This window comes from Gottfriedia sp. NPDC057991, assembly GCF_042886615.1.
Taxonomy (GTDB): Bacteria; Bacillota; Bacilli; order Bacillales; family Bacillaceae_G; genus Gottfriedia.
Genome location: NZ_JBHVQN010000001.1, coordinates 1,450,635 through 1,463,367 on the forward strand (window position 1 = coordinate 1,450,635; position 12,733 = coordinate 1,463,367).

Genomic DNA, 12,733 nt, shown 5'->3' on the forward strand with positions numbered 1-12,733 from the left:
AACGGATAATGGGTGGAAATTCTTCTACTAGTTCTATATAAGTAGAAAAGAAAAGTTTTCACCCTTTTTACATTTACAGATCATACTTGAGACCTTGATTTTGCTACTTTGGAGAAGGAAAACATTAACGGAAGAATTATTTCTTGTCAATGTATAATAGATGTCTACCGACACAAATGTATTACTACCCAATTGAAGTTAATTTTATGCTTTTGATTTTTATATCTTTATTGTTTTTTTAGTTGTATCTCAATTCTTTTTGCCAAGTCAGATGATACCTTATTTAAATACTCCATAACTTTCATTCTTATATCATCGGATATGACGATCAAGTCGCTAGCTAAATTTTCTACAAGATGTTCTTTTTATAATGGAGATAACTTCATATAGAATTCACCAGCTTGCACAAAATCATCATGATTTGTTATTGAAGTTCTTTCTAATTGTCCTTCAACATAACTTCCTTCACCACTTGTAACTTGGTTAGCTGGAGTCCAGTCTTGCTGTTGATTGATTGGTACTTTACGAAATTCTGGTCCAATTCTTCTTCTTTGAGAATCGAAATAAATATTGGCTCGGCCCTGCAGTATTTTATCATTAGATAATTCTGCACCATCAAGTAAATTTGAAGGGGAGAAAGCGACTTTTTCTACTTGTTCCATATAATTATCAGGATTAGTACTTAATACCATTTTCCCTACTGGTATAATAGGATATTCTTTCTCATCCCATAGTTTTGTATCGTCTAAGGGATCATAAGAAAGATGGGCTCCATCTGCAGGATCCATGAGTTGAACGTAAAAGCCATATTCTACTGCTTTACCAACCTCAATAGCGTCGAATAGATCTTTACCAACATAATCAGGGTTTTCAGCTGCAAGTCTATTTGCTTCCTCTCGATTAATGTATTGTACACCTTCTAATGGATACCACAGGTATTTAACATACTTTCTAATACCCTGAGCATTTCTCCAAACATATGTACTAACACTATGTCCTAGAATGTGACGAAGACTTTTTACCAAGTAAATAAAAATGGTACGCTTACAGGTCCAATCGTTAACGATTCTTACGGGAAAGGACCATTAGGTGCATATTTTTTATCCTCTGGAATCTTGTTAGTTACGGAGGCACAATCAAATTCACTGTCATCTTATTCATTGAGCAATGATGGAATTCTTCATGTAATCAGTGGATCTGTTCCAAACGGCTATAGAACTGCATGTTGGGTTGTAACAACTAAGGATGAACGTTTTGCGTACACTACCAACACCTTAAGTGGCACCATCTCCACCTACCAAATTGATTCTAATGGAGTACTGTCGGTGGTAAGGCATATTACCAGTACATCGCCAGGTACAGTACCAGGTCTTCCTATGGATGTTGGAATAAGTAAAGATGGTCGACATTTTTACACCCTTAACGGAAATCAGGGTACAGTGTCAGTATTTAATATCCAAGATGATGGTAGTTTAGTTAGAATTCAGGTTGCTGCTTGGACTAACTTTCCTTACTTTGGGTCGCAAGGTTTAGCTGTACTTTAATTCTATCAAGTTCTAGAAAATTACAGGAGTTGATTAAAATGATGCTACCGATATACTGGTGGCTTTTTTTGGTTTTGAGACAACACATTTTCCAGGGTATGATACTACGATAATAGGGGAATCTAACTATTATTTATAGGTTTGTAGAATTAACCAAGAAGTAAAGATGAAAGTAATTAAAATTAATTTAGTAAAAAATAGGGTAGATTTAGTGACTGGAGGCGATTTGAAAATACAGGATTGGAGTAAAAAACGTGTTTTGTTCGTGATTAAACTTCAAAATAGAAAGGTATAGAAATAAATGACTAAAACAATGATTAAAGAAAAACATGAAAAAAATATGATCGATGAGCAGTCTGATTTTAAAAAATCAATTGTTTATGATACACAGAATTTATCACTTTGGTACGGTCAAGATAAAGCGTTAAAAGATATCAATTTAAGTATTTATGAAAATGAAGTGACAGCAATCATCGGACCAAGTGGTTGTGGGAAATCCACCTATTTAAAAACTTTAAATAGAATGGTTGAATTAGTACCAATCGTTAGAACTGAGGGTAGAATTTTATATCGTGATCAAAATATTTTTGATAAAAATTATCCCGTTGAAGAATTAAGAACCCAAGTTGGTATGGTATTTCAAAAACCAAATGTATTTCCTAAATCGATATGGGAAAATGTAGCTTATGGACCAAAAATTCAAGGTATTAAAGATAAAAAGGAGCTAAATCAAATAGTTGAAAAAAGCTTAAAGGGTGCTGCGATTTGGGAAGAGGTGAAGGATCGTATCCATGAAAATGCTTTTGGTCTTTCAGGAGGTCAGCAACAACGATTGTGTATAGCACGTTGTTTAGCAATTGAACCAGACGTTATTTTAATGGATGAGCCCACATCTGCATTAGATCCTATATCTACGCTAAAAGTAGAAGAGCTTATTCATGAATTGAAAAAAGAATTCAGTATTATTATCGTTACTCACAATATGCAACAGGCAGCTCGCGTATCTGATCGAACTGCGTTTTTCTTAAGTGGAGAAGTAGTTGAATACTTGGATACGAATAAATTATTTTCTACTCCAAAAGATAAACGTACTGAGGATTATATCACTGGACGTTTCGGTTAATGGAAGGATTAAGAGGTGATCATTGATGAGAAATAAATTTGAAGAAGATTTAAGAACCTTACAAGAATTAATCATCGAATTAGCTGAGAAAACGAAAAAGGCAGTTATTAAAAGTATGGATGCATTTCGAACCGAAAATATTGAAAAAGCATTAGAAGTAATTGATGAAGATCATCGTATTAATAAACTAGAAGAAGAGATAAATGAACTAATAGTTGTAATAATTACAAGACAGCAACCTGTAGCCGTAGATTTAAGAAGGAATTTAACGGCAATAAAAATTTCACATGACCTTGAACGAGTTGCCGATTACGCCGTAAATATCGCGAAGTCGACGATTAGGATACGTGATCGGCAAGAAAATTTACCATTAGAAAATATTGAAAAAATGCATGAATTAGGAATTGATATGTTATCTAGAGCAGTAGACGCATATCGCACAGAGGATTTATATGCGGCTAAAGAAATTGGGGAAATCGATGATCAAGTAGATGATTTATATGGAGCAACAGTTCAATTTTTAATGAATAGTATCGCCGATTCACCTGATCACGTTACAAATTTAATGCAGATGGCATTTATTTGCAGATATCTTGAAAGAATTGCAGACTATGCAACAAATATTGCTGAGAATATTTATTATCTTGTAAAAGGTAAACATTATTTCTTAAACCAATAAAAATGTAACTATAAAATTTATGAAAAGTTACATTCGCACTTTCGTTAATTTCTAAAATATTGAATAGGCAAAGTTAATCTAGAATGAATCTATATTGCATAGTAGATTTTTTTAAACACAAACTATTTAGGTAAATTCAACGTGCAATAGTTTGAAGATTAACTAATTTTACTTTGGAGGAATCTTATGAAACGTAGTATTAAATTGATATTTGCATTTATGTTAGTAGCAATCATGTTGGTAGGATGTAATACTCAAAAAAATACGAATAAAAAGAATCAAACTAGTGGTGGAAAATTAAGTGGTACGATTACAGCTGCTGGTTCCACTGCATTGCAGCCTTTAGCTGAAGAAGCCGCTACAGAATTCATGAGTAATAATCCTAGTGTTTCGATTACTATTCAAGGTGGTGGAAGTGGAACTGGAGTGAACCAAGTAACATCAGGAGCGGTTCAAATTGGGAATTCTGATGTGCCAGCTACTGATAAACTTAGCGACCCTGCTCTTGCAAAGGATTTAGTTGAAACAAAAGTTGCAGGTATCGGTTATTCGATTATTGTTAATAAGGAAGTTACTGTTACCTCATTAACGTTAAAACAAATTCAAGATATCTTCTCTGGGACAATTACGAATTGGAAAGATGTTGGAGGCAAGGACGGGAAAATAAATGTAATAAATCGTCCAGCTGCTTCTGGGACAAGAGCAGCATTCGAAAAAACAGTTATGAGTGGTGTGAAAATAAACGATTCAGTCGGTACAGTTCAAGATTCAAATGGAGCTGTTGAGCAAGCAATAAATAGTACTCCAGGGACGATTTCTTATTTAGCAAATTCATATCTGGTTGGAGATAAAAAGAATGCTTTAACAATTGTTCAAATAGATGGAAATGATTCTTCAATTGAAAATATAACAAGTGGAAAATATCCATTTTACTCATATGAGTACATGATTACAAAAGGTGATTTAAAGGACCCTGTAAAAAGTTATATAGATTTTGTTCAAGGCGATGATTTTGCAGCAAAAGTTAAAGAAATGGGTTATATACCGATGTCCAAAATGGGCAATTTAAAATAATGATGTAACTTTAAAGGGTGTTCTATTTCAAATTAAGTTTGATTAGGCACCCTTAATTAGCACTAAATTTTTATTAGGAGTTATTTATGAAAATAAGAAAAAAAAATTACTTTGCAAGTGAATACTTAGGAAGAACATTGGTAACCTTCTGCGGTATTTTAATGGTTCTTACCACGATTTTAATAATAATTTTTATTGTTAGTAAAGGAATTCAATCATTTACTCAGAGTAATATTTCATTATTTGAAATGATATTTTCTCCTGATTGGAGCCCCAATGACGCACAAAATCCGAGTTACGGTGCACTAAAATTTATTACTGGTTCAATCGTTGTATCAATTGGGGCAGTGATTATTGCAGCTCCAATTGCAATTGCATTAGCTATTTTTATGAATTATATTTCACCTATCTTTGGAGATAAAATACTAAAACCTGTATTAGAAATACTTGTAGGTATTCCTTCAGTTGTTTATGGTTTTCTAGGTGTAACAATTCTGGTTCCGATTATTCGCAATCATATTGGTGGAGTTGGTTTTAGTTTAATTGCAGGAATAATAGTATTGAGTATCATGATACTTCCAACAATTGCAAGTATAGCATCAGATGCCATCAGAGCAGTTCCAAAAGATTATTTAGAGGCTTCTTACGGATTAGGTTCTACTCAATGGCAAGCAATTAGTAAAGCAATTGTTCCGGCTGCGACCATTAATATATTGACTGGTGTAGTACTTGGTTTAGCTAGAGCTTTTGGTGAAGCTTTAGCAGTTCAGATGGTTATTGGTAACACACTTCAATTTCCTAAGAGCATTTTTGATCCCACAGTCACATTAACTGGTATATTAACAATGGATATGGCTAATACGATGAATGGAACCCCATGGAACAATGCATTATGGTCATTAGCAATGATTTTACTACTCATTTCATTTTTCTTTATTTTAGTTATACGATTAATAGGTAAAAGATAGGGGGGACAAGTATCATGAATGCCCGAAGTATTGATAAATTATGGACAATCATTCTCTATGTCGTTTCATTTCTAGTTGTTTTACTACTTATTTATCTACTATGGAAAATTATTTCAAAAGGATGGGGATTTTGGGATCCAAACTTTTTATTTGGAAAACCTAGTAATACTCAAGCTGGGGGTGGAATTGGTCCTCAATTATTTAATTCATTTTATATTTTAGTATTAACATTGGCGATTTCTATACCTCTAGGATTAGGATCAGGAATTTATTTGGCAGAATATGCAAAGCCAGGTAAAATTCTAGGTTTTGTAAGACTTTGTATTGAAACTTTAGCTTCTTTACCATCAATTGTAGTTGGATTATTCGGATTACTTGTATTTGTTACTATGACTGGTTGGGGCTATTCTTTATTTGGAGGTTCGCTCGCGATTACAATATTAAATCTCCCAAGTCTTACACGTGTATCAGAAACCGCATTACTAGATGTTCCGAAAAATATTAAAGAAGGTAGTTTTGGTTTAGGGGCTACAAAATGGCAAACAATCGTTAAAATTAGCATTCCTACAGCTATTCCACAACTCATCACAGGGATTATACTATCAGCGGGCAGAATATTTGGAGAAGCCGCAGCTCTAATCTATACTGCTGGGTTAACAACACCAGTTTTAAATTCGGTTGCTCCAATTAATAGCCCAATGAATCCATTAAATATTTTTCGTCCTGCAGAAACATTAGCAGTTCATATTTGGAAACTGAATTCTGAAGGTATTGTCCCAGATGCTCAAGAAATTGCAGCAAAGTCGGCTGCAGTTTTGATCGTTATGGTCCTATTATTTAATCTATTCGCTCGATTAATTGCAACTTTTATTCATAGAAGATACACAGGTACTAAAAAAAAAGTAAAGGTAATTACGTGAATTAGATGAATATTGTGTATAGACAACAGGATTTCATAAAAACGAAATCAATTAAAGTTGTCGAGTTACATAAATTAAATAACTATTTTGGCCCCTGATAAGTTGAAATCGGGGGCTTTTTAAAACTCTTATGTAGTATATAATTCGAATTTTCATTGATTTTTAATGTAACTTTAAGTGGAATTTTAGTTTATAGGTGTAAGGTTTGAAGTACCAGAATGATACAGCAAATTGCAAAAAAATATTTTTTGGAGGGATAAATGTGAATATTCATAAAGTTTATATTGATGGTTCAGAAATTCCATTTCAAAATGGATCATTTACATTCTTTAATTTTGGTAATAATTTAAAACTTGAACTTGAACTGTTTGTTCATCTTACAGTATTAAACTATATAAATACATTAAATTATAATAAGGAACGTGTAAATATCATTTTAAATAACAATAAACATATCAATGGAGAATTTGAAATTCACACAGGGAGATCGAGCATACACCTAGTAAGTAATGTCAAGGAATTAGAAGGAGCTGAAAATTTGTCGACAATATCTTATGGAAAAACAAAACTTCAAACTCATATAGATGAGAGTATTCCATTAGACAACGAGTTAAAAAGAAAGCCTTCTTTACTCATAAATATTTTACGATCCATACTGGAAAATGAAATAAAAGATAAGGGAAATCACATTTTTGTCAGTTCACTTTTAAATAAACTTAAAAAGGGAGAACAACTAAATTCTTTTGACTTATATATTAAAGATGAATTGTGCTATTTAATTGAGGAAAATTTAACTAAAGTAAAATAAAAAGTATTTAGTGAACAATCTGAAGAAAATAATAAATTTTTGGAATTTAATTTGTATGAGAAGAAAGGTGATGATAGCCATGAAACCAGTGAAAAAGGCTATAATTCCTGCTGCAGGATTAGGTACCCGTTTTTTGCCGGCTACAAAAGCTATGCCAAAGGAAATGCTTCCAATCGTAGACAAACCAACTATTCAGTACATTGTAGAGGAAGCTATTGAATCAGGAATAGAGGATATTATTGTAGTTACAGGAAAAGGGAAGAGGGCAATTGAAGATCATTTTGACTACGCTGTTGAATTAGAACAAGAACTTAATAATAAGGGGAAGTTCGAACTTCTTCAACTTGTTCAAAATGTTTCAGAAATGGTTAATATTCATTATATACGACAAAAGGAGGCAAAAGGGTTGGGTCATGCGATCTGGTGTGCCAGAAAATTCATTGGAGATGAACCGTTTGCTGTTTTACTTGGTGACGATCTAGTAGATGCCGAGGTACCTTGTATTAAGCAACTAATAAATGTATATGAAAAAAAAGGTTCATCTATAGTTGGTGTCCAACAAGTGCCATTTGAAGATACATCCAGATATGGAATTATCAGCCCCTTAAATAAAATTGGACAAATTTACGAAGTGGAAGATTTAGTGGAAAAGCCGTTTAAGGGAAAATCACCTTCTAATCTAGCAATAATGGGTCGATATATTTTAACCCCTGAAATTTTTCCTATTTTAGAAAAACAAAAATGCGAAATTAATGGTGAAATACAATTAACAGATAGCATAAGGGAATTAAATAAGTTTCAGAGTGTATTTGCGTTAAACTTTGAGGGGAAAAGATTTGATGTAGGGGAAAAACTAGGATTCTTAGTGACAAATATTGAGTATGCTTTAAAGAATAGTGATCTAAAGATCCCTTTACTTAATCATTTACATCAAATTTTAATAAGAGAAAATATAACGCTGTAATATTAATCAATAAATCTGGAAGTACTCAATGGTAAGATATTAATCGTTCCATTTACTGTGAATGTGCCAGAATAATAATGGAGGATCTTCCTTAAAGAAGATCCTTTTTTTTGTTAAATGATTATGAATAGTCTTGGTCGGAAGAGAAATAAACATCTAGTTCCTGCATTAAAAGAAATGATATTACATTTACAAATTAGATTTCTCATCATGCCAAATTTTATGACACCTTAACAAGCGTGAAAAGTCAGACCCTTTTTTCTTTTGGTTTACTGAATATTTTTTATAGTGTTGCAAAGAGCTTGTAAAAAACTTGTAAAAAGAGTGTAGTCTAATTTGCATAAAATTGTTACATTTCTAAGTTAACATATATAAGTATATGTCAAGCTTAGGGAGAAAACGATGAAACGAATTATTAATAAACTAATATTAGTAGCTGCTAGTTTATCATTTACTATACTTCCAAATGGTGTACTTGCAGAGAATATAGGAAATTCAAAGATTAAGAGTATTCAAGATAAACGAGTAAAAGTTCAAGAAGAAGCACAAAAAGCAAAAAATGAGATGGATCAATTAAAAGATCAGAAAAAATTGTTATTAAACTCTTTAGATACAATAAATACATCAATTGAGAATTCAAAAATAAAGAAGAGCCAAAAAGAGGCAGAATTAATAAATGGCAAAAAAGAAATAGAAAAATTACAAGCTGAAATAAAAGAATTTCAAAAACGTTTAGATCAACGTCAAGTAATCATAAATAATCGTTTAGTTACAATACAAAAATCTGGTGGAAATAACTCATATTTAGACGTTATTTTTGATGCAAAAAGTATTGGTGATTTAGTTCAACGAATGAACGCAATTGGTAAATTTATGAATGTTGATCAAGACAAAGTTAAGGAACAACAGAACGATATTGAAAAAGTTGAATTTAAAAAGAAAGACATAATGTTAACTCAATATAAGTTGGAAAATGATAAAAAAGATCTTCAAAATTTAGAACGTTCACTTGTTAATCAAGAAACTCAAATGAATGCTATTCTAAGCAAACTTAAGGATGATGTTTCTGCAAAGGAACAGGATATTTTGAGTTTAGAAGAACAGGAAGAACTATTAAAAGAACAGGAAAAAGCAATAAAAGTGGCTTCAAGTATTTCAGGTGGTAATTTTACTCGACCAGCGGAAGGGGATTTATCTTCAGGTTTTGGATATCGATCATTTGATCATGAAACGCATTTTGGCGTAGATATTGTTAAAAAAGGAAATACACCGATTGTCTCTATAGCTAATGGTGTTGTAATACGAGCTTACCATTCATCTAGTTACGGTAATGTTGTCTTTATTACACATAATATTAATGGAAAAGTATTTACATCAGTTTATGCTCATATGCAAAATTATCAAGTCTCAGCAGGTCAAACTGTTTCAAAAGGACAAAAAATTGGAACGATGGGAAATACGGGACATTCTTTTGGTAAGCATCTTCACTTTGAATTGCATGATGGACAATGGAATGAAGCAAAATCAAACGCAGTTAATCCAGCAAAGTATATTAACTTTTAAGCTTTTATAACACTATTCGATCCAGATTTATCTATTATCAAGCCAAGATCACAAACTGTCCGTATTTTTATGTAGTGATTCATCAATATTTCAACAATCAAAAAACAGCCTATTTTTAGCTAGGCTGTTTTTTGATTTTGGAAAGATATTTGAGTGATGTTTATCTCATAAATGTCCACCCACACAAATCTGTTTACTCTTAATTATCTAATAACGTTGATATATCAAGGGGTGGTAACATATTTTTGTATTTGATTTGCGAGGTATTGCTCTTTAGCAATGCCTTTTTCTCTAATGATATTGTCAATTGAATTAAAGTAATTTAAAAAATATCAATTATTCTCAGTTTAGAGTCTGATTTGAAAGAGACATTTCTTTAACTTTTTCTTCTGTAAGATCATAAAACTTGATGAAAATTACTAACGCAAGTAAACTTCCAACTGTTCCAACGAGATTAAAGGTTGCCCACAGTGCATTAAGTGTGTTAGCAGATTGCTTAACCATGTGCCAACTTGTAGCTGCTTCAAAACGTGTAGCATTTTGAAGCAATCATACTCGATCGCATCAGCAAAGAATATTGGATAAATGACAAGTTGAGTAGCAAGCAAAATTGCTTTTAATAAAGAGATACTGATCAAGACTCCAAAACTTTCATGTGCCACAAATATCTACTCGATTTATTTATACCCATTAAATTTTTAATTATATGTTTTGCGATTGGATAAACTTATTTAAAATATAAAATTAATGTTCAATTCAGTATAAATGTGTGAGATACTAGAATTGCTAATGGAAATGATTGAGAGGACGCGATTCAATGCAGTATCACTTTCCCGTTATTTTAATACCAGCTCTTAGTCCAGATGATCGATTGATCTATTTGGTTAAGGAATTGAAGTCTAAATTTAATCCTCATATTATAGTCGTTAACGATGGTAGTGATGCCCAGTACAATGGAATTTTTCAGAATTTACGTCAAGTAGAACGATGTACCGTTCTTGAGCACCCGCACAACCTAGGAAAAGGGATGGCGCTTAAGACAGGGATTTCATATTTTTTAAAAAATTTCTCGAATTCGGCTGGTCTTGTGACAGCAGACTGTGACGGACAGCATACACCGAAGGATATAGATCAAGTGGCAAGAGCTTTGATGGCATCGCCAGATAATTTAATCTTAGGAGTGCGAAATTTTTCTGAAGAAAACATACCGTTCCGTAGTCGATTTGGAAACACACTAACTCGCTCAATTTTTAAATATTTAACAGGTTTGTCTATTACGGATACACAAACGGGCTTACGTGGAATTCCCGTTTCATATATGAAATTTTTACTTAATTTGTCTGGTGCTCGGTTTGAATATGAGTTGAATATGCTCCTGGGCTGTAAACAGCAGGGGATTGACATCAAGGAGACACAGATTGAAACAATCTATTTAGATAAAAACAGCAGTTCACACTTTAATCCTCTTGTGGATTCTATCAAAATTTATTTTGTATTCTTTAAGTTTTTATCATCATCTCTTATTTCCTTTGTCGTTGACTATGGGTTATTTGTGCTATTTATTTTTTTATTAGAACATAGGATTGGTACAAGCGCGGCTGTGTTATGGGCTGGCATTATCTCACGGGTCATTTCATCAATCGTTAATTACATATTAAATGCAAAAACCGTTTTTAAACATTCTTCTGCAAGGTCTGTCGTACGCTACTATATTTTATCAGGGATTCAAATGATCGTTTCAGCGTATGGTGTTACTTTCCTACAAGATGCCTTCCACGGCGGAGCGAGTATATTAAAAATTGTTGTGGACTTATTGCTTTCTTTCAGTAGTTTCAAAATTCAAAACGAGTGGGTATTTGAAAAAACAAAGAAACGTCAAAAAGTTAGCGAATCGTAAAATTATTCAGAATACTATGATTAGAATTTTTTATGAATTAGGCGAATCAAGCTAGACGATTCGCTTATTTCTTTGGAAAAGTACGCTGAATTAATTTTTCAAAGTCGAAAGAAAGGTAACAGTTATATGGTAAATAAATTCATTGGACGGATTTTGATTGTGTTGTTCACTATTTTAATAATACTGACTGTCGGACTCGGGTTCGTACATAACCTAATTTTAGATAAAAAAGCAGTTGTGACAAATTCTCTGATTCCGAAAGATTCACCAAAACGAATGATGCTTATCTTTCCGCATCCAGATGACGAGATTACCGTTTCTGGAGAAGTTTTTCGTGAGATTCACGAAGAAAACGCCAAGGTAACGATGGTTGTTTTGACGGAAGGAGAAGCGGGAAAAACAGGCGGTGTAGTCTCGAAAGATGAGCTTGGAAAAGCACGCGAGAAAGAAGGAGAGCTTGCAGCAAAAACGCTAGGCGTAACACCTGTTCAAGCAACTTTCCCAGATTCCAAGCTTTCTGAAGTCAATCCAATCGAGTTGAAAAACTACATTTATCAACAAATAAAAAAATATAAACCTACGACGATTCTCACTTACGATGATGTTGTGGGGTATTATGGGCACCCAGATCATATTTTTGCGGCAAAAATGGTTCGAGAAGTGTTTCGTGAGCATAAGGACGATTCGTCTTTTTCTGCTAAAAGATTATACATGGTGACACTGCCCCCGAAAGTCTGGGATGGTCTTTCGAAGTTTGGAAAGAAACTTCGGGAAAAATATCCGCTTAGGGAGAATCAAAGTCCACCGACACCAACTAATGCTGTGATTGTTAAAGACTATGGTAAGCGGATAGATGAGTTAGCAAGAGGATACAAAACGCAGCAGCAGGCTGTAGATGCTTTGCTTCCAGGGCATCGGCAGATTCCTTATTGGATTTATTTTAAGGTGCTAGATCGGGAGTATTTTTATTTAGCTGAAGAGAATTAAACCTTTGGGTTGTGTTGTTTGTAAAGTTGACGTGAAAAATTTTTGTTGTTTAGTAAAGCTCCCAAAGTTGATTTCGGGAGCTTTTTTCATGATTTGAGAGTTATATTTCATCAATTGTAAATGATCTATTAAATCAAATATATGTAGACTTTAGTAATTTAAAAAATAATCAAGTAATGTACATCAGTTTTAATAAAAGAATTCAA

Annotated in this window: 11 protein-coding genes and 2 pseudogenes; 11 read left to right on the top strand and 2 right to left on the bottom strand. The window is 32.9% G+C overall.

Annotated elements, in window-relative coordinates:
- Positions 1-227: 227 nt before the first annotated feature.
- Positions 228-1,019: pseudogene (locus ACFVR2_RS07275) on the bottom strand (catalase); the annotation flags it as partial.
- Here ACFVR2_RS07275 and ACFVR2_RS07280 point away from each other — a divergent pair.
- The 9 genes and pseudogenes from ACFVR2_RS07280 to ACFVR2_RS07320 all read left to right on the top strand — a co-directional run.
- Positions 1,020-1,544: pseudogene (locus ACFVR2_RS07280) on the top strand (beta-propeller fold lactonase family protein); the annotation flags it as partial.
- Positions 1,545-1,857: 313 nt separating this feature from the next.
- Positions 1,858-2,667 carry a phosphate ABC transporter ATP-binding protein PstB gene (gene pstB, locus ACFVR2_RS07285; RefSeq protein ID WP_387360478.1) on the top strand — a complete coding sequence of 270 codons (810 nt, stop codon included), beginning with the start codon at positions 1,858-1,860 and terminating at the stop codon, positions 2,665-2,667.
- A gap of 22 nt (positions 2,668-2,689) precedes the next feature.
- The gene (gene phoU / locus ACFVR2_RS07290) at positions 2,690-3,346 is read left to right on the top strand and encodes a phosphate signaling complex protein PhoU (protein ID WP_387360241.1); all 657 of its coding nucleotides are present in this window, start codon (positions 2,690-2,692) and stop codon (positions 3,344-3,346) included.
- Between the two features lie 186 nt (positions 3,347-3,532).
- On the top strand, positions 3,533-4,420 hold the full coding sequence (locus tag ACFVR2_RS07295; protein ID WP_387360243.1) for a phosphate ABC transporter substrate-binding protein PstS family protein: 888 nt from the start codon (positions 3,533-3,535) through the stop codon (positions 4,418-4,420).
- 86 nt (positions 4,421-4,506) lie between these two features.
- Positions 4,507-5,388, top strand: a complete 882-nt coding sequence (pstC, locus tag ACFVR2_RS07300) for a phosphate ABC transporter permease subunit PstC (RefSeq protein WP_387360245.1) — start codon at positions 4,507-4,509, stop codon at positions 5,386-5,388.
- 14 nt (positions 5,389-5,402) lie between these two features.
- A complete protein-coding gene (pstA, locus tag ACFVR2_RS07305) occupies positions 5,403-6,308 on the top strand; it encodes a phosphate ABC transporter permease PstA (protein ID WP_387360247.1) in 906 nt (301 codons plus the stop codon).
- A 262-nt stretch (positions 6,309-6,570) separates the two neighbouring features.
- The gene (locus tag ACFVR2_RS07310; RefSeq protein ID WP_387360249.1) at positions 6,571-7,116 is read left to right on the top strand and encodes a hypothetical protein; all 546 of its coding nucleotides are present in this window, start codon (positions 6,571-6,573) and stop codon (positions 7,114-7,116) included.
- A 79-nt stretch (positions 7,117-7,195) separates the two neighbouring features.
- Positions 7,196-8,080, top strand: a complete 885-nt coding sequence (galU, locus tag ACFVR2_RS07315; protein ID WP_387360251.1) for a UTP--glucose-1-phosphate uridylyltransferase GalU — start codon at positions 7,196-7,198, stop codon at positions 8,078-8,080.
- A gap of 402 nt (positions 8,081-8,482) precedes the next feature.
- Positions 8,483-9,643, top strand: coding sequence for a murein hydrolase activator EnvC family protein (locus ACFVR2_RS07320; RefSeq protein ID WP_387360253.1), 1,161 nt, complete (start codon positions 8,483-8,485; stop codon positions 9,641-9,643).
- Between the two features lie 342 nt (positions 9,644-9,985).
- Here ACFVR2_RS07320 and ACFVR2_RS07325 read toward each other — a convergent pair whose 3' ends face one another.
- Positions 9,986-10,192, bottom strand: a complete 207-nt coding sequence (locus tag ACFVR2_RS07325; RefSeq protein WP_387360255.1) for a hypothetical protein — start codon at positions 10,190-10,192, stop codon at positions 9,986-9,988.
- 268 nt (positions 10,193-10,460) lie between these two features.
- Here ACFVR2_RS07325 and ACFVR2_RS07330 point away from each other — a divergent pair, with 268 nt between their 5' ends.
- Together ACFVR2_RS07330 and ACFVR2_RS07335 are read left to right on the top strand one after the other, a co-directional pair.
- A complete protein-coding gene (locus ACFVR2_RS07330) occupies positions 10,461-11,540 on the top strand; it encodes a glycosyltransferase (RefSeq protein ID WP_387360257.1) in 1,080 nt (359 codons plus the stop codon).
- A 126-nt stretch (positions 11,541-11,666) separates the two neighbouring features.
- Positions 11,667-12,527 (top strand): PIG-L deacetylase family protein, encoded by an 861-nt coding sequence (locus ACFVR2_RS07335; protein WP_387360259.1) that lies wholly within the window; start codon positions 11,667-11,669, stop codon positions 12,525-12,527.
- Positions 12,528-12,733 lie beyond the last annotated feature (206 nt).